The sequence below is a fragment of the Polaromonas sp. LjRoot131 genome (genome assembly GCF_964252805.1).
Classification (GTDB): domain Bacteria; phylum Pseudomonadota; class Gammaproteobacteria; order Burkholderiales; family Burkholderiaceae_C; genus Polaromonas.
In genome coordinates this window covers 1,267,030-1,291,259 of record NZ_CAXUPF020000001.1, presented here as the reverse complement: position 1 = coordinate 1,291,259, position 24,230 = coordinate 1,267,030, and the positions used below count along the sequence as shown (strand labels likewise).

Annotated in this window: 23 protein-coding genes; 12 read left to right on the top strand and 11 right to left on the bottom strand. The window is 66.0% G+C overall.

Annotated features, from left to right (window positions below):
• Positions 1 to 86 precede the first annotated feature (86 nt).
• From ACSQ27_RS05990 to ACSQ27_RS05980, 3 genes are read left to right on the top strand one after another with little or no spacing between them, the layout of a single operon-like run.
• Positions 87 to 1,334 carry an O-antigen ligase family protein gene (locus ACSQ27_RS05990; RefSeq protein WP_436154547.1) on the top strand — a complete coding sequence of 416 codons (1,248 nt, stop codon included), beginning with the start codon at positions 87 to 89 and terminating at the stop codon, positions 1,332 to 1,334.
• Complete coding sequence (msbA, locus tag ACSQ27_RS05985) at positions 1,331 to 3,103, top strand: lipid A export permease/ATP-binding protein MsbA (RefSeq protein ID WP_436154546.1); 1,773 nt, start codon at positions 1,331 to 1,333, stop codon at positions 3,101 to 3,103. The genes ACSQ27_RS05990 and msbA overlap by 4 nt, the downstream gene beginning before the upstream one ends.
• A 14-nt stretch (positions 3,104 to 3,117) precedes the next feature.
• On the top strand, positions 3,118 to 3,990 hold the full coding sequence (locus ACSQ27_RS05980; RefSeq protein WP_436154545.1) for a glycosyltransferase: 873 nt from the start codon (positions 3,118 to 3,120) through the stop codon (positions 3,988 to 3,990).
• Between the two features lie 6 nt (positions 3,991 to 3,996).
• Here ACSQ27_RS05980 and ACSQ27_RS05975 read toward each other — a convergent pair whose 3' ends face one another.
• The 11 genes from ACSQ27_RS05975 to ACSQ27_RS05925 all read right to left on the bottom strand — a co-directional run bounded on the left by ACSQ27_RS05975 (position 3,997) and on the right by ACSQ27_RS05925 (position 13,443).
• Positions 3,997 to 5,187, bottom strand: coding sequence for a glycosyltransferase family 4 protein (locus tag ACSQ27_RS05975; RefSeq protein ID WP_436154544.1), 1,191 nt, complete (start codon positions 5,185 to 5,187; stop codon positions 3,997 to 3,999).
• Positions 5,184 to 5,927 carry a polysaccharide deacetylase family protein gene (locus ACSQ27_RS05970; RefSeq protein ID WP_436154543.1) on the bottom strand — a complete coding sequence of 248 codons (744 nt, stop codon included), beginning with the start codon at positions 5,925 to 5,927 and terminating at the stop codon, positions 5,184 to 5,186. The genes ACSQ27_RS05975 and ACSQ27_RS05970 overlap by 4 nt, the downstream gene beginning before the upstream one ends.
• 16 nt (positions 5,928 to 5,943) lie before the next feature.
• Positions 5,944 to 7,446: a ribonuclease G gene (gene rng / locus ACSQ27_RS05965; RefSeq protein ID WP_436154542.1), complete on the bottom strand. Its 1,503-nt coding sequence runs from the start codon at positions 7,444 to 7,446 to the stop codon at positions 5,944 to 5,946.
• Between the two features lie 31 nt (positions 7,447 to 7,477).
• Positions 7,478 to 8,080: a Maf family protein gene (locus ACSQ27_RS05960; RefSeq protein ID WP_436154541.1), complete on the bottom strand. Its 603-nt coding sequence runs from the start codon at positions 8,078 to 8,080 to the stop codon at positions 7,478 to 7,480.
• Between the two features lie 141 nt (positions 8,081 to 8,221).
• Positions 8,222 to 8,689, bottom strand: a complete 468-nt coding sequence (rlmH, locus tag ACSQ27_RS05955) for a 23S rRNA (pseudouridine(1915)-N(3))-methyltransferase RlmH (RefSeq protein ID WP_436154540.1) — start codon at positions 8,687 to 8,689, stop codon at positions 8,222 to 8,224.
• On the bottom strand, positions 8,686 to 9,492 hold the full coding sequence (gene rsfS, locus ACSQ27_RS05950; protein WP_436154539.1) for a ribosome silencing factor: 807 nt from the start codon (positions 9,490 to 9,492) through the stop codon (positions 8,686 to 8,688). The genes rlmH and rsfS overlap by 4 nt, the downstream gene beginning before the upstream one ends.
• Positions 9,493 to 9,521: 29 nt before the next feature.
• Positions 9,522 to 10,154, bottom strand: a complete 633-nt coding sequence (gene nadD, locus ACSQ27_RS05945) for a nicotinate (nicotinamide) nucleotide adenylyltransferase (protein WP_436154538.1) — start codon at positions 10,152 to 10,154, stop codon at positions 9,522 to 9,524.
• Entirely contained in the window at positions 10,151 to 11,071 is a 921-nt protein-coding gene (hemF, locus tag ACSQ27_RS05940) for an oxygen-dependent coproporphyrinogen oxidase (protein ID WP_436154537.1), read from the bottom strand. The genes nadD and hemF overlap by 4 nt, the downstream gene beginning before the upstream one ends.
• 52 nt (positions 11,072 to 11,123) lie before the next feature.
• Positions 11,124 to 12,425: a phosphoribosylamine--glycine ligase gene (gene purD, locus ACSQ27_RS05935; protein ID WP_436154536.1), complete on the bottom strand. Its 1,302-nt coding sequence runs from the start codon at positions 12,423 to 12,425 to the stop codon at positions 11,124 to 11,126.
• Positions 12,422 to 12,703, bottom strand: a complete 282-nt coding sequence (locus tag ACSQ27_RS05930) for a hypothetical protein (protein ID WP_436154535.1) — start codon at positions 12,701 to 12,703, stop codon at positions 12,422 to 12,424. Before ACSQ27_RS05930 ends, purD begins: the two co-directional genes overlap by 4 nt.
• Before the next feature lie 14 nt (positions 12,704 to 12,717).
• Positions 12,718 to 13,443: a YebC/PmpR family DNA-binding transcriptional regulator gene (locus ACSQ27_RS05925; RefSeq protein WP_436154534.1), complete on the bottom strand. Its 726-nt coding sequence runs from the start codon at positions 13,441 to 13,443 to the stop codon at positions 12,718 to 12,720.
• Positions 13,444 to 13,521: 78 nt separating this feature from the next.
• On the opposite strand from ACSQ27_RS05925, the gene ACSQ27_RS05920 reads away from it, so the two are divergent.
• The 9 genes from ACSQ27_RS05920 to ACSQ27_RS05880 all read left to right on the top strand — a co-directional run bounded on the left by ACSQ27_RS05920 (position 13,522) and on the right by ACSQ27_RS05880 (position 24,162).
• Entirely contained in the window at positions 13,522 to 15,048 is a 1,527-nt protein-coding gene (locus tag ACSQ27_RS05920) for a helicase HerA-like C-terminal domain-containing protein (protein ID WP_436154533.1), read from the top strand.
• A 227-nt stretch (positions 15,049 to 15,275) separates the two neighbouring features.
• Positions 15,276 to 16,577 carry a GTP cyclohydrolase II gene (locus tag ACSQ27_RS05915; RefSeq protein ID WP_436154532.1) on the top strand — a complete coding sequence of 434 codons (1,302 nt, stop codon included), beginning with the start codon at positions 15,276 to 15,278 and terminating at the stop codon, positions 16,575 to 16,577.
• The gene (locus ACSQ27_RS05910) at positions 16,570 to 17,859 is read left to right on the top strand and encodes a URC4/urg3 family protein (RefSeq protein ID WP_436154531.1); all 1,290 of its coding nucleotides are present in this window, start codon (positions 16,570 to 16,572) and stop codon (positions 17,857 to 17,859) included. Before ACSQ27_RS05915 ends, ACSQ27_RS05910 begins: the two co-directional genes overlap by 8 nt.
• A gap of 59 nt (positions 17,860 to 17,918) precedes the next feature.
• Positions 17,919 to 18,560 carry a uracil phosphoribosyltransferase gene (upp, locus tag ACSQ27_RS05905; protein ID WP_436154530.1) on the top strand — a complete coding sequence of 214 codons (642 nt, stop codon included), beginning with the start codon at positions 17,919 to 17,921 and terminating at the stop codon, positions 18,558 to 18,560.
• A gap of 171 nt (positions 18,561 to 18,731) precedes the next feature.
• Positions 18,732 to 19,736, top strand: coding sequence for a BMP family protein (locus ACSQ27_RS05900; RefSeq protein ID WP_436154529.1), 1,005 nt, complete (start codon positions 18,732 to 18,734; stop codon positions 19,734 to 19,736).
• Between the two features lie 25 nt (positions 19,737 to 19,761).
• Positions 19,762 to 20,724, top strand: a complete 963-nt coding sequence (locus tag ACSQ27_RS05895; protein WP_436154528.1) for a 5'-methylthioadenosine/S-adenosylhomocysteine nucleosidase — start codon at positions 19,762 to 19,764, stop codon at positions 20,722 to 20,724.
• Positions 20,715 to 21,560 (top strand): alpha/beta fold hydrolase, encoded by an 846-nt coding sequence (locus ACSQ27_RS05890; protein ID WP_436154527.1) that lies wholly within the window; start codon positions 20,715 to 20,717, stop codon positions 21,558 to 21,560. The genes ACSQ27_RS05895 and ACSQ27_RS05890 overlap by 10 nt, the downstream gene beginning before the upstream one ends.
• Positions 21,557 to 23,104, top strand: a complete 1,548-nt coding sequence (locus tag ACSQ27_RS05885; protein ID WP_436154526.1) for an ABC transporter ATP-binding protein — start codon at positions 21,557 to 21,559, stop codon at positions 23,102 to 23,104. Before ACSQ27_RS05890 ends, ACSQ27_RS05885 begins: the two co-directional genes overlap by 4 nt.
• Positions 23,101 to 24,162, top strand: a complete 1,062-nt coding sequence (locus ACSQ27_RS05880) for an ABC transporter permease (RefSeq protein WP_436154525.1) — start codon at positions 23,101 to 23,103, stop codon at positions 24,160 to 24,162. Before ACSQ27_RS05885 ends, ACSQ27_RS05880 begins: the two co-directional genes overlap by 4 nt.
• Positions 24,163 to 24,230 lie beyond the last annotated feature (68 nt).

Genomic DNA, 24,230 nt, shown 5'->3' with positions numbered 1-24,230 from the left:
GCAGAGCCCTCCCCCTTGCCCGGCCTCCGGACGGCAAATGGAATCACCGATAATGCGGCATCCATCAGGCAACCCCCTCGACCATTTTGCGAATCAAGACAATCAATTTCCGGCTCGCCGTCATCTGCCTGGCGGCGGCCTCCGTGGGGTTGTCAATCGCCATCATCAGCATCGCCAAGCTGCTCCTGCTGCTGTGTGTCGTGGCCACCCTGCTTTTCGCCAAAGGCCTCTCCAAAGACGGCGCGCCCCTCGCCAAAACCTTCACGCTGCCGGCCGTGCTGGTCGTGCTGCTGGCCTTGGTGCTGAGCCTCTCCTGGACGGTCGCCCCCTTGCAGGAGGCCTCGGGCTCCCTGGCCAAGTACGGCAAGCTGCTGCTCATTCTGGCGATGATGGCCCTGATCCGCGACCGCCGCGAAGCCCTGTGCGCCCTCGCGGCCTTCGCGCTCGCGCAGCTGCTGGTGGTGCTCAGTTCATGGATGCTTTTTGCCGACATGCCGGTGGCATGGGCCAGTTCCCGCACCACCGTCTCGCACTACACGGTTTTTTCGGGCTACCTCGACCAGGGCATCATGAGCGCCGTATTCGCCGCGCTGTGCTGGCACCTGCGGCACCTGGTGCCCGGCCGTTTCGGCCCGCGGATCGCCATCGCGGTGGCCGTCCTGTCCCTGGCCAATGTGTTCTTTGTCATGGTCGGCCGCAGCGGCCAGCTGGTCGGTGTCGCGCTGCTGTCCCTGGCCATCATGTGGCAGTTGCCCAAAAAGTACCGCATCATCGTCGCCGTGCTGCCGTTTTTACTCGTGGCGGTGCTGTTTGCCAGTTCGCCGACCATGCGCGAACGCTTGACCCTGGTCAAGACGGAGGTCCAGGGCTACTCGGCCAGGCACGACGCCAGCACCTCCTCGGGTGTGCGTCTCGCTTTCTGGCGCCGCGCCGGCCAGGTGATTGCCCAGAGGCCGCTGGCCGGGGCCGGCGTCGGCAGCTGGAGCACCGAGTACGACCGGCTGGAACGCGAGGTCAACCCCCAGCACGAGAACATCAACCCCGGCAGCAACCCGCACCAGGAATACCTGCTATGGGGCGTGCAGCTCGGCGTTCCCGGCCTGCTGCTGATCGCCGCCTTCATGCTCTCTATTCTGCGCGACACCCTGAAGATGGAAACGCCCTATGCCCGGGCCGCGCAGTCCACCTTGCTGGCGCTGGCGGTCGCCTGCCTGTTCAATTCCACCCTTTATGACGGCCTGATCGGGGACTTCTTCTGCGTCCTGATCGGCCTGCTGCTGGCCTTGGGACTGAGCAAACCGGCCGGCCCGCCCTTACCCGAAGGCGCAACGTGAGCGCCTCCGCCGACACCCCCACCGCCGCCACGGCCCCCAGGCTGAGTCTGTGGCGCCGCCTCGCGCGGGTCTGGCCCTACTTCAGCGGCTCGCGCACCGGCTGGGCGCTGGCCGTGGGCGCGACCATCGTCGCCTCGGCCACCGAGCCCTTTGTGCCGGCCCTGCTCAAGCCCCTGCTGGACCGCGGCTTCCAGAAAGGCGCGCTGGACCTCTGGCTGGTGCCGGTCACGCTGATCCTGCTGTTCGCCGTGCGCGGCATCTCCGGCTTCGTGGCGCAGTACGCCCTGGCCAAGGTCACCAACGAAGGCCTGCAGTCCCTGCGCCGTGCCATGTTCGGCAAGCTGCTGAGCTCGCGCCTGTCGCTGTTCGCGGACCAGTCCTCCAGCGCCATCGCCAACACCGTGGTCTACGAGGTGTTCAACGGCTCGTCGATGATGATCAACGCGGTCATGAAGCTGGCGCGCGACGTCCTCACGCTGGCGGCCCTGGTGGCCTACCTGCTCTTCCTCAACTGGAAGCTGATGCTGATCGTCTCCCTGCTGTTCCCGGCAGTGGCCCTGGTGATCCAGTTGCTGACGCGGCGGCTGTACCGCCTGACCCGCGAAAGCCAGGTCGCCACCGACAACCTGGCCTATGTCGTCGAAGAAAACGTGCTGGCCCACCGCGACGTGCGCCTGCACGGCGCGCAGGCCGGCCAGGCCTCGCGCTTCGAGGTGCTGAGCAACACGCTGCGCCGGCTGTCCATCAAGTCCACCGTCGCCTATGCCGGCATGAGCGCCATCACCCAGGTGCTGGCCGCCATGGCCCTGTCGGCCGTGATTTCCATCGCCCTGCTCCAGGGCTCGGAAAACACCACCACGGTGGGCGGCTTCGTGGCCTTCGTGACGGCCATGCTGCTGCTGATCGCGCCCATCAAAAGCCTGTCCGACGGCGCCACGCCGATCACACGCGGGCTGGCGGCGCTCGAGCGCGGGCTGGACCTGGTCGACCTCATCGAGGATGAAAGCAGCGGCAGCGCCAGCAAGGCCAGGGTCGCCGGCGACATTGAATTTTCAGGCGTCAGCGTGGTCTACAAGCCGGACGCGCCGCCCGCACTGGACGGTATCAGCCTCTCGATACGCGCCGGTGAAACCGTGGCCCTGGTCGGCTCTTCCGGCTCCGGCAAGACAACCCTGGCCAGCCTGCTGCCGCGCTTTGTCGATTACAGCGCCGGCAGCATACGGCTGGACGGCACGGAACTGCGGGACTGGGACCTCGCGTCCCTGCGCTCGCAGTTCGCCTTTGTGAGCCAGCACGTCGTCATGTTCAACAACAGCATGGCCTTCAATGTCGCGCTGGGCCAGTCCTTCGACAGGGACAAGGTCGTGCGCTGCCTGGCCGCCGCCAACCTGGGCCAATTGCTTGAGGAACTGCCGCAGGGTATAGACACCGTGCTCGGCCACAACGCCATGCAGCTCTCCGGCGGCCAGCGCCAGCGGCTGGCGATTGCCCGGGCGCTGTACAAGGATGCGCCCGTGCTCATCCTCGACGAAGCCACCTCGGCCCTGGACACGGAGTCCGAAAAAGCCGTGCAGGAAGCCATACAGCGGCTGGCCGCGGGCCGCACCTCGCTGATCATCGCCCACCGGCTGTCCACCATCCAGCACGCCGACCGCATCATCATGATGAACGCCGGCCGCATCGTCGAGCAAGGCAGCCATGCGGCGCTGCTTCAAAATAACGGCGCTTACGCCCACCTCTACCGCCTGGGCTTCCAGGGCGCAGCCTAGAAAGTCATTTCCCGATGCCAGTCTCCATCAGCGGCTTTACCTTTATTCGAAACGGCGTGGGCCTGGGCTTTCCGTTTGAAGCCTCCATACGCTCGCTGCTGCCCCTGGTCGATGAATTTGTCGTGGCCGTGGGCAAGGGCGAAGACGACACGCTGGAGCGCGTGAAAGCCATCAACGACCCGAAAATCCGCATCATCGAAACCCTGTGGAACGAGCGCATGGCGGATCGCGGTTTTGTCTATGCCCAGCAAAAAATGATCGCGCAGTACTCTTGCACCGGCGACTGGGCTTTCTACCTCGAAGGCGATGAAGTCGTGCATGAGGGCGAACTCGCCGCCATACGCGCCAGCGTCGAGCGCCACCACAATAACCCGGCCGTCGAGGCGCTGGTCTTTGACTACCTGCATTTCTACGGCTCACCCGACTGGATTTCCATCAGCCCCGGCTGGTACCGCCGCGAATGCCGGCTGATCCGCAACACCATACGCAGCTATGCGCCCGACGGCCAGTACTGGCTGGTCACCACCCAGCACAAGCGCGGGCGCAATCCCCAGGCCGCGCTGGCCAACGCGCACATCTACCACTACGGCTGGATACGCCGCAACGAGGAAATGCAGAAGAAGCTGGACCAGGTCAGCAAGTACTGGGGCGAAGCCCGGGCCGCGCAGATCACCTACAGCCAGTTCGACCGCCGCGCCCTCGCGCCCTTCACCGGTACGCACCCCGAGGCGGTGCGGCAATGGCTGGCCACTGAGGCCGAGCCGGTGCTGAACATAGACCCGGCCTACAAGCCCACGCCCAAGGAAAACAAATACCACTTCATGCGGCAGGTGGAAACGCTGACCGGGCTGGACTTCAGCCGCAAGCACTTCAAGCTGGTGGCCTAAGAACCTTCAAGAACCAGCGCTCTTCGCCGCGACGGCGGAAAAGTACAGCGCTTCCTGCTGCAGCGCGATTTCGCGCCACTGATAATGCGCTGCAAAGGCCGCTGCGCCCTCTGACAGCGTTTCCCGCAGCGCTGGTTGGCCCAGCAAATCCCCCAAGACTCGCGCCAGTTCGCCCGCATCCCGCGGATCGTCCAGCAGCAACGCATTGGCGCCCTGCGCCAGAAGCCCGGCAATGCCGCAGTACTTGGGCCCGCTGACCACCACCGGCAGGCCGTGAGCCATGGCTTCCAGCACCACCATCGCAAAAGTGTCCTCGAAGGTGGGGTGCACCAGGATATCGGCGGCTTCATAGGCCGGGCTCACGTCCTTGAGGGCTCCCAGAAAGAAAACCCGCGAACCCAGCTTGAGCGCCTCGGCCAATGCGCGGAATTCGGCAATGTGGGCCGGGTTGCCCACCACCGCCAGCACGACGTCATCCGGCAGTTGGGTCATGGCCTGCAGCAAGGCCTGCAGGCCCTTCTTGCGGTAATCGTTGCCGACAAACAGCAGGCAAGTGCCTTGTGCCGGCAAGCCCAGCCCGACCCTCGCCTCGCGTTTTCGGTCGCTGCCTACCGGCAGGCTGGGCAGGGTGATGCCCGGCGTGACCACGGAAAGCGCGTCGCGGCAGCCCGGATAGGCAGCCTCCATGATGGGCCGCAGGCTCTCCGAAGTCACCACCACCTGCCGGCCCGGGCGCGCTGCATAACGCGCGCGCTCCAGGCCCAGGTAGGCCAGCAGGCGCGGGCTGGTCACGACCTTGATCCAGCGCAGGACACGGCGCAGGCCATCGCGCCCCTGGAACAGGCTGTATTTGACCGGCAGCACGTGCACCGTCTGCACTTCGCCGTGCCAGGTGTTCTCATGCGAATGCACCACGTCAAAGCCGCTGCGCGTCGCCCACCAGGTGGCCGTGGCGAACCACAGCTGGTTGACCCAGCGCGGCTTGCGCAGCGGGGCCGAAACCTTGTGGTAAGCCACGCCCGGCCATTGGTGGTCGATCTGCTGCGCGAACACATGGACCTCGTGCCGGGCCGCGAGCTGCTCGACCAGGGCGATGGAATAACGTTCCGCGCCGCCGCCGGTCGGCGAGAAAGTCCGGTTGAAGACGGCGATGCGGAGTTTGCGGGGCGCAGCCGCCAAAGGCGCGGGCTGGCTCATTTTTTCCGGCGGTCTTCGTAGGCCGTGGCGACCTTGAGCCAGAACACCGGCAAGGTGGTCGAGCGCAATACCGGCACCCGCGGCAGCTGCAGCAGGTCCATGCCCTCATGGCAGCGGCTGCGCTGGGTGGTGGTGGCGGTGGCAAAGCCCAGCGTCTTCGCCATCTCCACATGCCTGGCCTCGAAGTGGCCGTAGGGATAGCAGAAATGCGCCACAGGCCCGCCCGTGACGGACTCCAGCCTGGTTTTGCCCAGCACCATTTCCTCGACGCAGCCGGCCTCGCCGGTTTCCATCAGGTTGACGTGGCTGTGCGTATGCGAGCCTATCTCCTGCCCGCCTGCCATCCATTGGCGGATTTCGCCCTCGTCCATCAGCGGCGTCTGCGGGATGCCTATGCCCTCGTCCCAGATGTTGGTCTTCCCAAGCAGCCCGCTGACCGCATAACAGGTCGAAGAAAAACCCTGCTTCACCAGCGCCGGCAGGGCATGGCTCAGGTTGTTGCGGTAGCCGTCGTCAAAGGTGATGCCCACGACCTTGCCGCTCAACTCGCCGCGCAGGTAAGGCAGCAGGCCGCTCATGGAGAGGCCGGTGTAACCCAGGCGCTTGAGCCAGGCCATTTGCCGCGCGAAAGCCGCGGGCGACACGTAGAGCCCGCGAAACGGGCTGCTGCCCTTGGGCGGGGCCTCGGCGATCTGGTGGTAGACCAGGATGGGAATGGGTTGGCGGTTCAGGGTCGGCATGGACAGGAAGAAGGGTTCACAGCAGCACGATGTCGTATTGCTCCTGCGCCATCGCGGCTTCGGCCTGCAGGGAAATCGGCTTGCGGATGAAGTCGCTGAGGCTGGCCAGGTGCTGGCTTTCCTCGTCGAGAAAGAGTTCTATCACCTTGGGCGAGGCCACTACCCGGAATTCGCGCGGGTTGAACTGGCGCGCCTCGCGCAGGATTTCGCGCAGGATGTCGTAAGTCACACTGCGCGCGGTCTTGACCACGCCCTTGCCCATGCAGGCGCTGCAGGGCTCGCAGAGCTGGTGGGCCAGCGATTCGCGCGTGCGTTTGCGTGTCATTTCCAGCAGGCCCAGCGCGGAAAAGCCGTTCACCGTGGTTTTGATGCGGTCGCGCGCCAGCTGCTTCTGGAATTCGGCCAGCACCGCGTCGCGGTGGTTTTCCCGGATCATGTCGATGAAGTCGACGATCACGATGCCGCCCAGGTTGCGCAGGCGCAGCTGGCGCGCGATAGCCTGCGAGGCCTCCAGGTTGGTTTTGAAGATGGTGTCGTCGAAATTGCGCGCGCCGACGAAGCCGCCGGTGTTGACGTCCACCGTGGTCAACGCCTCGGTCTGGTCGATGATCAGGTAGCCGCCCGACTTCAGGTCTACACGCCGGCCCAGGGCCTTGGCGATCTCCTCGTCGATGTTGAAGAGGTCGAAGATCGGCCGCTCGCCGCCGTAGTGCTGCAGCTTCTGCACGGTGGTCGGCATGAACTCCATGGCGAAAGTCTTGAGCTTTTCGAACTGCTCGCGCGAGTCTATGCGTATGGTCTGCGTGTCCTCCACCACCAGGTCGCGCAGCACGCGCTGCAGCAGGTTCAGGTCCTGGTGCAGCACCGAGGCCGGCGGCAGGCGCAGCGAGGCGTCCTTGATGCGCGCCCAGGTCTTGCGCAGGTAGGTGATGTCCTCGGCCAGTTCGGCGTCCGTCGCGTCCTCGCCGTTGGTGCGCAGGATGAAACCGCCGCCCATGTCGCCGGCCAGGGCCTGCACACGCTGGCGCAGCTCCTCGCGCTGCCGCGGCGGGATTTTCTGCGACACGCCGATGTGGTTGTCCTGCGGCAGGAAAACCAGCAGGCGGCCGGCGATGCTGATCTGCGCCGTCAGGCGCGCGCCCTTGGTGCCTATCGGGTCCTTGAGAACCTGCACCATCACCGCCTGGCCCTCGAACAACTGCTTTTCAATCGGCTGCAGTGAGGCCATGGCCGGTGCGGCCAGCCCACCCGCGGCGGCCTGGGCGTCGCTGTCGGCATGGCGGCTGTTGATGCTGCTCATCAAATCGGCCACATGCAGAAAGGCCGCGCGATCCAGGCCGATGTCGATAAAGGCCGACTGCATGCCGGGCAGCACCCGGGCCACCTTGCCCAGGTAGACATTGCCGACCAGGCCGCGTTCCAGCGTGCGTTCGACGTGAAGCTCCTGCACCGCGCCGTGCTCGACCACCGCCACCCGGGTTTCCTGAGGCGACCAGTTGATCAGGATGTCTTGTTGCATGGGGGTCCTGAAAAAGTGTGGGGTTCGAAGGCTAGAGGCGAATGCCGGCGGCTTTCAGCAAAAGCGCCGTTTCCCTCAGCGGAAGCCCCATGATGCCACTATAGGAGCCATCGATACGGCTGATGTGCATGGCCACCCTGCCCTGCACCGCATAAGCGCCGGCCTTGCCCATGGGCTCGCCGCTGGCGACGTAGCGGCGGATTTCGGCGGGCGTCAGTTCGTCAAAACTCACGCGCGAAGTGCTCAGCGCCTCGAAGCGGCGGCGCCCGGCCTGCACCGCCACGGCCGTCAGCACCCGGTGCGTGCCGCCCGACAGCTCACGCAGCATGCGCACAGCATCTTTTGCGTCCTCCGGCTTGCCATAGATCACCCGGCCCATGGCCACCGTGGTGTCCGAGCAGAGTATGGGCGCGGGCGGCAGCTTGCGCCGCTTCATGCGGGCGACCGCCGCATCGAGCTTCAGGCCTGTGACGCGCTGCACGTAGGTCGCGGGTGCTTCGTTCCTGAGCACCGCTTCCAGCGATTCGGCGTCTTCTTCGGCGTCCGGCAGCAGCAGCTCGTGGCGCACGCCGAGTTGCTCCAGGAGTTGCCGTCGCCTCGGGCTTTGCGAGGCCAGGTAGATAAAGTCAGGCATAAAACAGGTTTATTCAGGTACCAGGTATTCACACCCAGCAGGGGCCGCGGAACCGGCTTCGCCGGGCCGCAGGCGCAGCGGCCCCCTTGGGGGGCAGCGCATTACACGAAGTCGAAGACGCAGTGAAAAGCGTGGGGGCCTCTATTCTCTGTGGTAAGGATGGTTAATCGTGATGCTCCACGCCCGGTAGAGCTGCTCGATCAGCAGCACACGCACCATGGCATGCGGCAGGGTCAGGTCCGACAGGCGCAGGCGCTCGTGCGCGGCCTGCTTGAAGCCGGCGTCCAGCCCGTCGGGCCCGCCTATCACGATGGCCACATCGTCGCCGGAGAGTTGCCAGGCTTTGAGCCTCTCGGCCAGGGCCACGGTGGTGACGGCCGTGCCGCGTTCATCGAGTGCCACGACACGGGTGCCGCGCGCGATGCTGGCCTCTATGCGCCCGCGCTCGGCGGACAGCAGGTTTTCCAGGGTCTTGGAGGCGCGCGGCTCGGTCTTGACGGCCTTGAGCTCGACCTTGAGTTCGGGCGGAAAGCGTTTGGCGTAGTCGTCGTAGGCCGTCTGCGCCCAGTCGGGCACCTTCTGGCCGACGGCTACGATCGTCAGCCTCATTTGCTCCGGGAAGCGGTTTTCCTGGGGGCGGGTTTCTTCGCCGTGGTCTTGGCGGCGGCCACGGCCGTTTTCCGGGCGACGACCTTTTTGGGTGCCGGCACCTTGACGATGGGCGTCTTCACGGCGGGCTTGGCCGTCTTGGCGCCGGCACGCGCCGGTTTGGCGGCGGGCTCGGCCACCGTTGCGGTCGCATTGCGTTTGGCGGTCCAGTCGTTGGTCTTGCCGACGCGGCCCACATAGCTGGAGTCAGGGGCCTTGGCGGGTGCCTTGGCTGGTGCTTTTACCGGTGCTTTCGCAGCCGACTTGGCCGCCGTCTTTGCGCCCGGTTTGGCGGCGGTTTTTGCGCCGGCGCGGCTGGCCTTGGGCTTGGCTTCGGGTTCAGCGGCGGGTTTGGAGGCCTTCACCAGCGGCGCGGGCGCGCCCAGCTTCTGCTTGATGGGCTTGTCGCCCCAGAGCTCTTCGAGGTGGTAGTACTGGCGGATGGTCGGCTGCATGATGTGCGCCACCGCGGCGCCGCAGTCGACGATGATCCATTCCCCGTTGTCTTCGCCTTCGATGCGCGGCTTGGCAAAGCCGGCGTCGCGCACCGCATCGCGCACGCTGGCGGCCAGCGCCTTGGTCTGGCGGTTGGAGGTGCCCGAGGCGATGATCACGCGCTCGAACAGCGAGGTGATGTGTTCGGTGTCGAAGACCTGGATGTCCTGCGCCTTGACGTCCTCCAGGCCATCAATGATGGCGCGCTGCAATTTCTGCACATCCTTTTTATCGGCGGCGGCGGAGGTTTTGGCGGTGGTGGAGGTCATGCAGTGTTGTGCTTCGATAAGGTAGGGAATTAATGGGAACGGTACAGCTGGTTCAGTGAAATATAACGCGCAACGGCTTCAGGGACCAACCGGGTAATTTCCCCCGCCGTGGCCGCGCCGGAAGCCGTTAACTGGCGTATCTGGGTGGCGCTCACAGGCATCAGGGGGAGATCGAGCAGGGTAAAACGGCTGCTGCGGCTTTCATAGGCCTCAAACTGAGGCTCGGCCGGCATGGATTGTGCGCGGCCAGCTATACAAATTATAGCAAGGTCGAGAATGTCCTGCCACCGGTGCCATTGCCGGAAGGCGGCGAACTGGTCGGCGCCTATAAAGAGGTAGAGATGGGCCCCCGGATTCTCGGCCTGCAGCGCCAGGAGTGTGTCTATCGTGAAGGTCGGCCCGGGGCGCTGCACCTCGCGTTCATCGACCTGGACATGGGGAATCGACTCGAACGCCAGCCTGGCCATGGCCAGCCGGTGGGCCGGTGCGCTCAGGGCCTGCGACTTGTGCCAGGCATGGCCCGTGGGCACCACATACAGCGTGTCCAGCCCGAACTGCGCGACGGCCGCCTCGGCCAGGGCCACATGGGCGTTGTGCGGCGGGTCGAAAGCGCCGCCAAAGACGCCAATGCGCCTGTCCGCGGGAGGCGGCCTGGTGTTCAAACCCAGTCCCGCCGCGGCAAAAACGCGGTGTACAGGCGCTCTTCAGGGCTACCGGGCTCAACGCCACGCTGGTAGGACCAGCTCGCCAGCGGCGGCATGGACATCAGGATGGACTCCGTGCGCCCGCCCGACTGCAGGCCGAAATGCGTGCCGCGGTCCCAGACCAGGTTGAATTCCACGTAGCGCCCGCGCCGGTAGAGCTGGAATTCGCGTTCGCGCTCACCGTAAGGCGTGTCCTTGCGCCGCTCCACGATGGGCAGGTAGGCCTGCAAAAAGGAGTCCGCCACGCCCTGCATCATGGCAAAGCTGCGCTCCGGGCCCAGTTCCTGGAAGTCGTCGAAAAACACCCCGCCTATGCCGCGCTGCTCCTGCCGGTGCTTGAGGTAGAAGTATTCGTCGCACCACTGCTTGAAACGCGGGTATTTGTCTTCGCCGAAGGGCGCCAGCGCGTCCTTGCAAGTCTGGTGGAAGTGCACGGCGTCTTCCTCGAAGCCGTAATACGGCGTCAGGTCCATGCCGCCGCCGAACCAGCAGACCGGCGCATCGGGGGTGGCAGCCGGCGTAGCGGCCAGCATGCGCACGTTCATGTGCACCGTCGGCACATAGGGGTTGCGCGGGTGGAACACCAGCGAAACGCCCAGCGCCTCGAAGGGCGCGCCGGCCAGTTCGGGCCGGTGCTGCGTCGCCGAGGGCGGCAATTTGGGCCCGCGCACATGCGAAAAGCCGCAGCCGGCGCGCTCGAACACCTTGCCCTGCTCGAGGATCATGGTCAGGCCCTGGCCCTGCAGCGTCTCGCCGGGCTCTTTCTGCCAGCGGTCGGCCACAAAAGGGCTGCCGTCGATTGCAGAGATGGCCTGCGTGATGCGCTGCTGCAGCGCCAGCAAAAAGTCTCGAACGCCTGAAATATCGGTAGTCATGCTGAGGTGTTCCCCAAGAAACAGGCGCCGTACGGCGGCACCCGTCCGGTGATCAGGGCTTGAGCGCGCGCCAGCCGATGTCCTTGCGGTACTGCGCGCCGTCAAAGCCTATGCCTTTGGCCACTTCGTAGGCGCGCTGCTGCGCGGCTTTCACCGTGCTGCCCAGCGCCGTCACGCAGAGCACGCGGCCGCCCGAGGTCAGCGTCGCGTCGCCTTCCTTGCGCGTGCCGGCATGAAACACCATGGCGTCCTCGGGCATTTCGCCGCCTTTGGTCAATCCCGTGATCGCATCGCCCTTGCGCGGGTTCAGCGGGTAGCCGTACGCGGCCATCACCACGCCCAGGGCCGGGCGGCGGTCCCAGTCGAGCTCGATCTGGTCCAGCGCGCCCGAGGTGGCCGCCATCATCACGTCATAGAGGTCGGTCTTGAGCCGCATCATGATGGGCTGGGTTTCCGGGTCGCCCATGCGGCAGTTGAATTCGAGTGTCTTGGGCTTGCCCTCGGCGTCGATCATCAGGCCGGCGTACAGGAAGCCGGTGAAGGGAATGCCGTCTTTTTCCATGCCCTTGATGGTCGGCAGGATGATCTCGCGCATGGCGCGGCCGTGCACTTCGGGCGTGACCACCGGGGCCGGCGAGTACGCGCCCATGCCGCCGGTGTTCGGGCCTTCGTCGCCGTCCAGCAGGCGCTTGTGGTCCTGGCTGGTGGCCATGGCCGCCACGTTCTTGCCGTCGCACATCACGATGAAGCTGGCCTCCTCGCCCTGCAGGAACTCTTCGATGACGACGCGCGCGCCGCCCTCGTTGTGCGTCACGCCCAGCGGGTTGAAGTCGGGGTTGGGCGCCAGCATGAATTCGATGGCCTCGTGCGCCTCGTGCAGCGTCATCGCCACCACCACGCCCTTGCCGGCCGCCAGGCCGTCGGCCTTGACGACGATGGGCGCGCCTTTTTCGTCCACATAGGCGTGGGCCGCGGCCGCATCGGTAAAGGTTTCGTATTCAGCCGTAGGAATGCCGTGGCGCTTCATGAAGGCCTTGGAAAAGGCCTTGGAGCTTTCCAGTTGCGCGGCCGCCTTGGTCGGGCCGAAGACCCGCAGGCCGTGCGCGCGGAACTCATCCACGATGCCGGCGGCCAGCGGCTGCTCGGGGCCGACCACGGTCAGCGCGATCTTTTCGGCCGCCGCCCATTCGCGCAGCGCCTTCACGTCGGTGATCGCGATGTTTTCCAGCCGCGAATCGAGCGCCGTGCCGCCGTTGCCGGGCGCGACGTAGACCGCCTGGACTTTCGGGGACTGGGCCAGTTTCCAGGCCAGCGCGTGCTCACGGCCGCCGCCACCAATAACAAGAACTTTCACGGGAGGTTCAATCTAAAAAACAGCAAATAGCTGAGGTAAACAACAAGAATAAATACGATACCGAAGATGACCTTGGCGGCCGCCTTGCCGCGGCGCTGCATGTCCAGCGCCTGGTCGTTGACTTTGCCGGCCTTCTCGATGTTGGCGCGGGTTTCTTCGACCAGCGATTTCTGCACGGCCAGGGATTCCTTCTGCAGCGCGATCGCCTCGCCGCGCAGGCGGTTGCCCTCCTGCAACAGGGTTTCAATGCGGGCCAGCCGTTCGGAATCGTCCATCATCTCACCTCGGGGCTTCAGTTTTCGAGGGCCGCGTTGTGGAACACATCCTGGGTGTCGTCCAGGTCTTCCAGCACGTCCAGCAGCTTTTGCATCTTGCGGGCGTCCTCGCCGGCGAGCTCGATCGTGTTGTCGGCGCGCATGGTGACTTCGGCGATTTCGGGCTTGAGGCCGGCGGCCTCCAGCGCGTTGCGCACGGCCTCAAAGCCGGTGTAGGGCGTGAGCACCTCGATGGCGCCGTCTTCATGCGTGATCACGTCGTCGGCGCCGGACTCCAGCGCCACTTCCATGATTTTGTCCTCGCTGGTGCCGGGTGCAAAAATCAGCTGGCCGCAGTGCTTGAACTGGAAGGCCACCGAGCCTTCGGTGCCCATGTTGCCGCCGTGCTTGGAAAAGGCGTGGCGGATCTCGGCCACGGTGCGCACCTTGTTGTCGGTCATGCAGTCGACGATGATGGCCGCGCCGCCTATGCCGTAGCCCTCGTAGCGTACCTCTTCGTACTGCACGCCTTCCAGGCTGCCGGTGGCCTTGGCGATGCCGTATTTGACGTTTTCACTGGGCATGTTGGCCGCTTTGGCCTTGTCCACCGCCAGCCGCAGCCGCGGGTTGATGCCCAGGTCGCCGCCGCCCATGCGGGCCGCGACCATGATTTCGCGCATCACGCGCGTCCAGATTCGCTGGCGTTTTTCGTCCTGGCGGCCCTTGCGGTGTTGAATATTCGCCCATTTACTATGACCAGCCACGACGGAAACCCTTATTTGATGGATTAATTGATTTAATCTACAAGCCGCATTTTACTTTTTCACCCACTCCACACCGCCATGGCCGAAACCACCGCCCTCCCCCTGCTCATCGCCTGCAACGCCGACACCCAGTGTGAACTGCTGCCCGGCCTGGCCAACCGCCACGGCCTGATCACCGGCGCCACCGGCACCGGCAAGACTGTCACGCTGCAGACCCTGGCCGAGAATTTCTCGAAAATCGGCGTCCCGGTCTTCATGGCCGACGTCAAGGGCGACCTGACCGGCATCAGCCAGGCCGGCAGCATAGGCGCCAAGATGGCCGCCGTCCTCAAGGAGCGCGGCATCGAGATTCCCGAGTCGCTGGCCTGCCCGGCCACGCTGTGGGACGTCTTCGGCGAACAGGGCCACCCGGTGCGCGCCACCGTCTCCGACATGGGGCCGCTGCTGCTGGGCCGCATGCTCAACCTTAACGAGACCCAGGCAGGCGTACTCAACCTGGTGTTCAAGATCGCCGACGACAACGGCATGCTGCTGCTGGACCTGAAAGACCTGCGCGCCATGCTGCAGTACGTGGGCGACAACGCCAGCGAGTTCACCACCCAGTACGGCAACGTCAGCGCCGCCAGCGTGGGCGCCATCCAGCGCGGCCTGCTACAGGTCGAAAGCCAGGGCGGCGACAAGTTCTTCGGCGAGCCCATGCTCAACATCAGCGACTTCATGCAAACCGTTGACGGCAAAGGGGTGATCAACATCCTGGCCGCCGACAAACTCATGAACTCGCCGCGCCTGTATGCCACCTTCCTGTTGTGGATGCTGTCCGAGCTGTTCGAGCAGCTCCCCGAAATCGGCGACCCCGAAAAACCCAAGCTGGTGTTTTTCTTCGACGAGGCGCATTTGCTCTTCAACGAAGCGCCCAAGGCGCTGGTCGAGCGCATCGAACTGGTGGTGCGCCTGGTGCGTTCCAAGGGCGTCGGCGTCTACTTCGTGACGCAAAACCCGCTGGACATCCCCGATTCGGTGCTGGCCCAGCTCGGCAATCGCGTGCAACACGCGCTGCGCGCCTTCACGCCGCGCGACCAGAAGGCCGTCAAGGCCACGGCGCAGACCATGCGGCAAAAGCCCGGCCTGGACATCGAAACCGCCATCACCGAACTGGCCGTCGGCGAGGCGCTGGTGAGCCTGCTCGACGCCAAGGGCCGGCCCGGCATCACCGAACGCGCTTATGTGCTGCCGCCCGGCAGCCAGATCGGCCCCATCACCCCGCCGCAGCGCCAGGCCCTGCTCCAGGGCTCACTGGTCGCCGGCGTCTATGAAAAAACCGTGGACCGGGAATCGGCCTACGAAAAAATCAAAGGCCGCGCCGAGGTGGCGGCCACCGAAGCCGCCAAGGCGCCCCAGGGCGGTGCGGCCGGTACCAGCGACTCCGGCGGCATCATGGGCGGCCTTAACGACGTACTGTTCGGCACAACCGGTCCGCGCGGCGGCAAGCACGACGGCCTGGCCCAAAGCATGGCGAAATCCGCCGTCCGCACCATGGGCTCGGCCGTGGGCCGCGAGATCATCCGCGGCGTGCTGGGCAGCATCTTCGGCGGCAAAAAGCGTTGAGGCGAATTCCCCCTCCTTCTCCCTCTCCCCCTGGGAGAGGGTGGGGGTGAGGGCCGACGGCCTTTGAACACACGCGGTGCAACATCCAGCGCCGCAGGCCCCCATCCCAGCCTTCCCCCAGCGGGGGAAGGAGCAATACCGCCTGTCGCAAATTGGCGACCGCCAGCATGGGCAGGCTTGTCAAGCCTGCCCCGCATCGCTACATTGGTTTTTTTGAAGGATACGCAATGCCTGCTGAAGTTGCCGCCCCGTCTTCCGGTTCCCAGCCCGCTCCGCCTGCCTCACCGGCTTCCCCCGCCTCCCACATCCGGCTGACCTCACACGCCGGCGGCTCCGGCGCGCTGCCCATCCACTGGGGCGCGGCCACCCCGGCCGAACGCGGGCCCGTCGTCGGCACCACCACCAAACGCAGCCACCGCAACGTCATCGGCACGCACAGCGGCTCCTACAGCGTCTACCGCGCGCTGGCCGTCGCCTCGGGCGCGCTCTCGGCCAAACACAAGGCCGACCTCACCAACACCTCGCCCACCGACGTCATCGGCCCCTACCCGCAGTGGAGCGAACCCGGCCGCATCGCCGCCATGGACCCCTGGGGCGCCACCGTGGCCGACGTCTTCGCGGCTGAACTCGCCGCCGGCTACGACATTCGCCCCACCATCGCGGTCACGCAGGCCCACGTCATCCTGCCCGAGGTGATCGAAGCCCTGCAGTCCGGCCGCCTCAAGGCCGACGGCAAATACCTCACGGCCGGCGGCGCGGCCGTGGTCACCAAGGTCGCGGTCGAGCCCGTCTGGTACCTGCCCGAGGTGGCCCGGCGCTTCGGCTGCAGCGAGACCGACCTGCGCCGCGTGCTGTTCGAGGAAACCGGCGGCATGTACCCCGAACTCGTCACGCGCAGCGACCTCGAGGTTTTCCTGCCTCCCATAGGCGGCCTCACCGCCTACATCTTCGGCAAGCCGCGCGACCTGGCCAACCCCGAGATCGAGCTCACCGCCCGCGTGCACGACGAATGCAACGGCTCGGACGTCTTCGGCTCCGACATCTGCACCTGCCGCCCCTACCTCACGCATGCCATCGAGGAATGCATACAGGGCGCGCAGCGCGGCGGCGTGGGCCTGGTGTCCTACTTCCGCAAGGAAGGCCGGGCGCTCGGCGAGGTCACCAAGTTCCTGGTCTACAACGCCCGCAAGCGCCAGGTCGGCGGCGACACCGCCGACCAGTATTTCGCCCGCACCGAATGTGTGGCCGGCGTGCAGGACATGCGCTTCCAGGAGCTCATGCCCGACGTGCTGAACTGGCTGGGCATCCGGAAAATCCACCGCCTGGTGTCCATGAGCAACATGAAATACGACGCCATCACGCGCGCCGGGATCGAAGTCGTGGAGCGCGTCAACATCCCCGACCACATGATTCCCGCCGACGCCCAGGTCGAGATGGACGCCAAGATGGCCGCCGGCTACTTCACGCCCGGTGCCGTGCCCGATGCTGAGGAACTCAAAAAAGCCAAGGGCCGGGGGCTGGATGCCTGAAGCCAACCCACCCGCCAACGCCACCTACACCATTGCCGGCAACCTGCGCGGCATAGGCGCCGCCGCCGAATTGCGCTCCACCGCCACCATACGCGCGCGCGCCGCCGCCCTGCTGGCGCGTGCACGCCGCGGCGAATCGGCCTGGTTCAGCGTCAACGACGGCGCCCTGTCCACCGCCGCCGCCCTGGTCGCCGAGATCACGCGCGCCCGCTATCCAACCCTGGACATTCCCTACCACTCGCGCTGGCGGCACTTTGAGGCCGGCGGCATCGACCGCCCGGCCGTGCTCAGTGAAGCACTGGGCTCGGCCACGGCGGCCGGGCGCGCGCGCGCCCAGATCGACCTGGCGCTCGTCAGCGTGCTGCTCGACGCCGGTGCCGGCCCGCAGTGGCGCTACCTTGAAGCCGCCCAGGGCGAGCGGCCCGGCTGCGAATACAGCCGCTCCGAAGGCCTGGGCGTGGCCAGCTTCCACGCCTTCATGGGCGGCATGTTCTCCAGCGACCCGCAGTACCCGCTGCAGGCCGATGCCGCGGGCCTCAAGGCCATCACGGCCGAACAACTCGCCGCCGCCTTCCAGGTCACCGAGGGCAACCCGCTGGTAGGCCTTGAAGGCCGCGCCGCGCTGCTGCGCCGACTGGGCCAGGCCCTGCAGGACCAGCCCGCGCTCTTCGGCCCGCGCGGCCGCCCCGGCCACCTGTTCGAGGTGCTGGTGCTGCCCGGCAAAAACACCGTCGAGGCGCATGAGTTGCTGTCCGTCCTGCTGACCAGCCTGTCGTCCATCTGGCCCGCGCAGAACATGCTGGGCAACATCCCGCTCGGCGACTGCTGGCGGCACCCGGCGGCCGGCGAGGCCGACGGCGGGCCCAGCCAGGGCTGGATGCCCTTCCACAAGCTTTCGCAGTGGCTCACCTATTCGCTGCTCGAGCCCTTTGAATGGGCCGGCGTGCAGGTCAACGGCCTGGACGCCCTCACCGGCCTGCCCGAGTACCGCAACGGCGGCCTGTTCCTGGACGCCGGCGTGCTCCTGCTCAAGGACCCGGCCGAAGCCGACCGCCCGCACCAGGCCGGTGACGAACTCATCGTCGAATGGCGCGCCCTCACGGTGGCCCTGCTGGACGAACTCGCGCCGCTGGTGCGCGAGCAGTTAGGATTGACCGCTGAACAGATGCCGCTGGCCTGTGTGCTCGAAGGCGGCACCTGGGCCGCGGGGCGCGCGCTGGCACAGCAATTGCATCAAGGCTTGCCGCCCCTGAACATCGAAAGCGACGGCACGGTTTTCTGAGTTTTTCCGGGAAGCCTGCCGGAACCCACAAAGACAAGATCAAAGAGGCACACACGCACATGACGCTCCGCAACGACAAAGTCCACCTGGTAGACCATCCCCTGGTGCAGCACAAGCTCACCCTGATGCGCCGCAAGGACGCCTCCACCAACACCTTCCGCACCCTGCTCAACGAGCTCAGCATGCTGATGGCCTATGAGGTCACGCGCGACATGCCCATGCAGGACATCGAGATCGAAACCCCGCTCGAAAAAACCACCTCAAAGGTCATAGACGGCAAAAAGCTGGTGTTCGTCTCCATCCTGCGCGCCGGCAACGGCATCCTCGAAGGCATGCTCAGCGTGGTGCCCGGCGCGCGCGTGGGCCACGTCGGCCTGTACCGCGACCCGAAAACGCTCACGGCCGTCGAGTACTACTTCAAGATGCCGCACGACATGGAAGAGCGCGACATCGTGGTCGTCGACCCCATGCTGGCCACCGGCAACTCGGCCATCGCGGCCGTCGAGCGGCTCAAGGAACTGAACCCCAAGTCCATCAAGTTCGTCTGCCTGCTGACCTGCCCCGAAGGCATCAAGGCCCTGCAGACCGCGCACCCCGACGTGCCGATCTACACGGCAGCCATAGACCGTGAACTGAATAGCCACGGGTACATCCTTCCGGGCCTCGGCGACGCAGGCGACCGCATCTTCGGAACGAAATGAGCCCCCACGGTCGCTCACTGCGTGTAGCTCCCTGCCCCCCGAGGGGGCCGCTGCGCCTGCGGCCCGGCAAAGCCGGTTCCGCGGCCCCTGCTTGGAAAAGCGGGAACGGTAATCTCTTGATTTCTTGCCGTTGTTTTTCCTGAACCTGAACCCACCAACCCGGAGAGTCCCATGTTTCAAGCCTCCCGCCTCAAGCGCCGCCAACTCGTGCTGCTGGCCACCGCCGCCGCCATCGCCCTGCCCGGCCTGGCGTTTGCCCAGGCCAAGACCAAGGTCGCCGCGCTGTACACCGTGCCCTTTGAGCAGCAATGGGTCAGCCGCCTGCACAAGGCGCTGAAAGCCGCCGAGGCGCGCGGCGAGATTGAATACAAGGCCACCGAAAACGTCTCCAACGCCGACTACGAACGTGTGATGCGCGAATACGCCACGGCCGGCAACACGCTGATCGTCGGCGAGGCTTTCGCCGTCGAGGCCGCGGCCCGCAAGGTTGCCAAGGATTTCCCGAAAGTGTCTTTCCTGATGGGCTCCTCGGGCAAACCGCAGGCACCCAACTTTTCGGTGTTCGACAACTACATCCAGGAGCCCGCTTACCTGAGCGGCATGATCGCCGGCGGTGTCACCAAGACCAACAAAATTGGCATGGTCGGCGGCTTCCCGATTCCCGAGGTGAACCGCCTGATGAACGCCTTCATGGCCGGCGCGAAAGAAACCAACCCCAAGGTCGAGTTCAGCGTGAGCTTCATCAACAGCTGGTTTGACCCACCCAAGGCCAAGGAAGCGGCTTTCGCGATGATCGACAAGGGGGCGGACGTGATGTACGCCGAGCGCTTCGGCGTGAGCGATGCCGCCAAGGAAAAAGGCAAGCTCGCCATCGGCAACGTCATCAACACCCAGGACAAATACCCCGACACCGTGGTCGCCTCGGCCCTGTGGAACATGGAGCCCAGCATCGACCGCGCCATCAAGCTGGTCAAGGAAGGCAAGTTCAAGGCCGAGGACTACGGCCCCTATTCCATGATGAAACACAAGGGCTCCGAACTCGCCCCGCTGGGCACCTTCGAGAAGAAGATCCCCGCCGACATCGTCGCCAAGGTCAAGGCCAAGGAAAAAGACATCCTCGACGGCAAGGTCACCATCAAGGTCGACGACAACCAGCCCAAGTCCACGACCAAATAATCGCTGAACCCGAAAGGCGCGCCGTATGCATTTTCAGTTTGACTGGCGGCGCATCTTTTCGTCCCGGCTGGCGGCTTTTGTCATCGCCGGTTTTCTGGCGCTGAGCCTGGCCGGCTGCGCCACCCGGCCCGCCACCGGCACACCGGTGCGGCTGGACGACACACCGCGCATCGCCGTGATGTCGGCCTTCGAGCCCGAACTCACCTTGCTGCTGCGGCAGCTGCAGGCGCCCGCCCGCCACCGCATCAACGGCGTCGACTTCCACACCGGTACGCTGCAGGGCAAGCCGGTCGTGCTGTTCCTCTCCGGCATCAGCATGGTCAATGCGTCCATGAACACGCAGCTGGCGCTGGACCGCTTCAACATCCACAGCATCGTCTTCAGCGGCATTGCCGGCGGCGTCAACCCCGGCCTGCACATCGGCGACGTCAGCGTGCCGGCCCAGTGGGGCCAGTACCTCGAGGTGCTGATGGCGCGCGAAACCGCGCCCGGTAAATTCACCATCCCGCCGCGCATGGAGGCCCAGACGCTGGCGCCCTACGGCATGCTGCACCCGCGCCCCGTCGAGACCCGCACGGCAGCCAGTCCGGCGCCGGTGCGCAAGTTCTGGTTCGAGGTCGACCCGCGCATGCTGGCCGTGGCGCGCGGCCTGGGCCCTATCGCACTGGAGTCCTGCAATGCCGGCGTCTGCCTGACGCACAAGCCGCAACTCCTGGTCGGCGGCAACGGCGTCTCCGGCCAGGCCTTTGTCGACAACGCCGCCTTCCGCGAGTACACCTTCAAGACCTTCGGCGCCCATGTGCTCGACATGGAAACCGCCGCCGTCGGCATGGTGGCCTACAGCAACGGCGTGCCTTACATCGCGTTTCGCTCCCTCAGCGACCTGGCCGGCGGCGGCGAAGGCGCCAATGAGATGGTGACCTTCATGAATATCGCGGCGGACAACTCGGCCAAGGTGCTGCTGGCATTTCTGTCCGAGTGGAAGTAGCGATGGCGCCGTTGCGGCTCGTCCTGCTGCCGGGAATGGATGGCACGGGGGATCTGTTGAGCCCTTTGCTCAAGGCGCTGCCGCCATCCTTGCCGGTCGAGGTCGTACGCTACCCGGGGCATGAGGCGCTGGGCTATGAGGAACTCCAGAAGCTCGTCCTGGCGCGCCTGACGACAGCGCCCTTCGTCTTGCTGGGCGAATCCTTTTCCGGGCCCCTGGCCATCTCCATTGCAGCCGAGCAGCCGACCGGCTTGCGTGGGCTCATCCTGTCCTGCACCTTCGCAAAAACTCCCCGCCCTGCCCTGGCCTTTCTCTCCTCCATGGCCGACAACCCCCTGTTCCGGAGAATCCCGCCGCATGCGCTGACCCGTGTCGTCGCCCCTTTTCTGCTTGGCGGATTTGCGCCCTCCGCGCGCAGGCTCATGCTGGAACAGGCGCTGCGGCAGCTGTCACCGCAAACCATGATCAGGCGAATGCAGGAAGTTCTCCGGGTGGATGTGCGGGACAAGCTCAAACAGATCCAAGTGCCGGTGATGTACCTGCAGGCCAAACAGGACAGGGTGGTTCCAGGCTCGGCGGCTGAATCTTTGAAGCAAAACCTCCCGTCCATGGAAATCGTCAGGCTTGACGGCCCGCATTGCCTTTTGCAGGCCTCGGCGGCACCCGCCGCGCTCGCGATTCAGGCCTTCTGCGGCAAGCTATCTTCTTCACACCCTCTCCCCCTGGGAGAGGGTGGGGGTGAGGGCCAGCGGCCTGCAAACACACACGGTGCAACCTCACACGCCGCAGGCCCCCATCCCAGCCTTCCCCCAGCGGGGGAAGGAGTAAAACCGTGAGCACCACCCCCGTCCTCCGCCTCAACAGCATCACCAAACGCTTCGGCCTGCTGCTCGCCAACGACGCGATCTCGCTGGACCTGCGCGCCGGTGAAATCCTCGCGCTGCTCGGCGAAAACGGCGCGGGCAAGTCCACGCTGGTGTCCATCCTGTTCGGCCACTACACGGCCGACGAAGGCAGCATCGAAGCCTTCGGCCGGCCGCTGCCGCCCGGCAACCCGCGTGCGGCACTCGAGGCCGGCATCGGCATGGTGCACCAGCACTTCACGCTGGCCGACAACCTCAGCGTGCTCGACAACGTGATGATGGGCAGCGAACCGCTGTGGCAGCCGTTTTCGCGGCGCGGCGCCGCGCGCGCGAAGCTGCTGGAAGTCGCCCGGCGCTTCGGCCTGCCGGTGGCGCCCGAGGCCAAGGTCGGCAGCCTCTCGGTCGGCGAGCGCCAGCGCGTCGAAATCCTCAAAGCGCTGTACCGCGGCGCGCGCATCCTGATCCTCGACGAACCCACGGCCGTGCTGACGCCGCAAGAGAGCGAGGCCCTGTTCGACACCCTGGGCCAGATGGTCGCCCAGGGGCTGTCCATCATCTTCATCAGCCACAAGCTGGCCGAGGTGCTGCGTGTCTCGCAGCGCGTGGCCGTGCTGCGCGCCGGCAAGCTGGTGGCCCAGGCGCCCGCCGCCGGTACCAGCCAGGCCCAGCTTGCGCAGTGGATGGTCGGCCATGCCGTCGCGGCCGCGCGGCGCCGGCCCGCGCCGGCCACGGGCGCGGCCGTCTGCACGCTGGAGGCCGTGAGCACGGCGGACGCGGGACGCGACCGGCTGGACAGTGTCTCGCTACAGCTCAGGGCCGGCGAGATCGTCGCGATTGCCGGCGTCTCGGGCAACGGCCAGCTCGCACTGGCCGAGCTGCTGTGCGGCATGCGCGAAGCCAGCCAGGGCACGGTGAGCTTGCTGGGCCAGCCCTTCAAAGCCTCGCCGGCCTGGCTGGTCACGCAAGGCGTGGCGCGCATCCCCGAAGACCGGCATGGCGTCGGTGTGGTCGGCGACCTCAGCGTCTGGGAAAACGCCGTGTCCGAGCGCCTGCGCAGCCCGGCGTTTTCGAACGCGCTGTGGGTCAAACGCCAGGCCGCGCAAGCCCACGCGGCGCGCATCGTGCGCGAGTTCGACGTGCGCGGTGGCGGGCCGCACACGGCCGCACGTTCGCTGTCGGGCGGCAATATGCAGAAGCTGATCCTTGGGCGAGCGCTGGTTTCTCCTTCGACAGAAGCCGCTCTGAAGCCACCCCAACTGATCATCGCCCACCAGCCGACCTGGGGCCTGGACATAGGCGCAGTCGCCTATGTCCAGCAGCAGCTGATCGCCGCGCGCGATGCCGGCGCGGCCGTGCTGGTGATCTCCGACGACCTCGACGAAGTCATCGCGCTGGGCGACAGGGTCGCGGTCATGCACGCGGGCCGGCTCACCGAGGCCTTGCCGGGCGAAGCCTGGACGCGGGAGGCGATAGGCCTTGCGATGGCAGGGGCTGAAGCACACGAGGTGCCGGCATGAGGCTGGAAAAGCGCACCGAGGTCTCGAAAGCCGCCCTGCTGCTGGCCCCCATAGGCGCGATCGCCTTCACGCTGCTCGTCAGCGCGCTGCTGGTGCTGTGGGCCGGCGCGCCGCTGGGGCAGACCTACAGCCTGTTGTTCAAGGGCGGCTTTGGTTCGGTCTTCGCGCTCAGCGAGACCCTGACCCGCGCCATCCCGCTGATCCTGACCGGCCTGGCCGCCACCGTGGCCTTCAAGGCGCGGCTCTTCAACATAGGTGCCGAAGGCCAGCTTTATGCCGGCGCGCTGGCCGCCGTGGCCGTGGGCGGCCTGCATGGCGGCACCGGTTTTGAGCTGCCCGTCTGGCTGCTGTTCAGCCTCATGATGCTGGCCGCCGCACTGGCCGGCGCCCTGCTGCTGCTGGGGCCGGCGCTGCTGAAAGCGCGGCTGGGTGTCGACGAGGTCGTCACCACCCTGCTGCTTAATTTTGTGATGCTGCTGTTTGTCTCGGCCATGCTGGACGGCCCCATGAAAGACCCGACCGCCATGGGCTGGCCGCAAAGCGTGGCGCTGCTGGGAGACCTGGAGCTGTCCAAGCTGATCGAGCAGACGCGCATACACACCGGCCTGTTCTGGGCCTGCGGCCTGGCTGTGGCGCTGTGGGCCTTGCTCAAATACACGGTGCTGGGTTTTGACATACGCGCCATGGGTGCCAACACCCGGGCGGCGGCTTTTGCCGGCGTGCCCGTCACGCGCACCGTGGTGCTGGTCGCCCTGCTCTCGGGCGCACTCGCGGGCCTGGCCGGCGCCATCGAGGTGGCCGGCCGCACCAGCTACGTGACGCTGGACATGTCACCCGGCTACGGCTACACCGGCATCGTCATCGCCATGCTGGCCGCCCTCAATCCGCTGGGCGTGGTCGCTGCCGCCGTGTTTGTGGCCGGTGTGCTGGTAGGCGCCGACACCATGAGCCGCGCGGTCGGCGTGCCCACCTATATCGCCGACGTGATCGTCGCGGCTTCGCTGATTTCGGTGCTGGTGGCGACCTTGATGACGCAGTACAGGGTGCGGATCAAATGAAACCCTCGCATCCGCTTTTGTATTCACTCCTTCCCCCGCTGGGGGAAGGCTGGGATGGGGGCCGACGG

Bases quoted from the DNA above. Each gene is read 5' to 3' on its own strand.
- ACSQ27_RS05980 (WP_436154545.1), top strand. From the start codon at position 3,118: ATGCCAGTCTCCATCAGCGGCTTTACCTTTATTCGAAACGGCGTGGGC.
- ACSQ27_RS05975 (WP_436154544.1), bottom strand. From the start codon at position 5,187: ATGAGCCAGCCCGCGCCTTTGGCGGCTGCGCCCCGCAAACTCCGCATC.
- ACSQ27_RS05970 (WP_436154543.1), bottom strand. From the start codon at position 5,927: ATGCCGACCCTGAACCGCCAACCCATTCCCATCCTGGTCTACCACCAG.
- rng (WP_436154542.1), bottom strand. From the start codon at position 7,446: ATGCAACAAGACATCCTGATCAACTGGTCGCCTCAGGAAACCCGGGTG.
- ACSQ27_RS05960 (WP_436154541.1), bottom strand. From the start codon at position 8,080: ATGCCTGACTTTATCTACCTGGCCTCGCAAAGCCCGAGGCGACGGCAA.
- rlmH (WP_436154540.1), bottom strand. From the start codon at position 8,689: ATGAGGCTGACGATCGTAGCCGTCGGCCAGAAGGTGCCCGACTGGGCG.
- rsfS (WP_436154539.1), bottom strand. From the start codon at position 9,492: ATGACCTCCACCACCGCCAAAACCTCCGCCGCCGCCGATAAAAAGGAT.
- hemF (WP_436154537.1), bottom strand. From the start codon at position 11,071: ATGACTACCGATATTTCAGGCGTTCGAGACTTTTTGCTGGCGCTGCAG.
- ACSQ27_RS05930 (WP_436154535.1), bottom strand. From the start codon at position 12,703: ATGATGGACGATTCCGAACGGCTGGCCCGCATTGAAACCCTGTTGCAG.
- ACSQ27_RS05920 (WP_436154533.1), top strand. From the start codon at position 13,522: ATGGCCGAAACCACCGCCCTCCCCCTGCTCATCGCCTGCAACGCCGAC.
- ACSQ27_RS05915 (WP_436154532.1), top strand. From the start codon at position 15,276: ATGCCTGCTGAAGTTGCCGCCCCGTCTTCCGGTTCCCAGCCCGCTCCG.
- ACSQ27_RS05910 (WP_436154531.1), top strand. From the start codon at position 16,570: ATGCCTGAAGCCAACCCACCCGCCAACGCCACCTACACCATTGCCGGC.
- upp (WP_436154530.1), top strand. From the start codon at position 17,919: ATGACGCTCCGCAACGACAAAGTCCACCTGGTAGACCATCCCCTGGTG.
- ACSQ27_RS05900 (WP_436154529.1), top strand. From the start codon at position 18,732: ATGTTTCAAGCCTCCCGCCTCAAGCGCCGCCAACTCGTGCTGCTGGCC.
- ACSQ27_RS05895 (WP_436154528.1), top strand. From the start codon at position 19,762: ATGCATTTTCAGTTTGACTGGCGGCGCATCTTTTCGTCCCGGCTGGCG.
- ACSQ27_RS05880 (WP_436154525.1), top strand. From the start codon at position 23,101: ATGAGGCTGGAAAAGCGCACCGAGGTCTCGAAAGCCGCCCTGCTGCTG.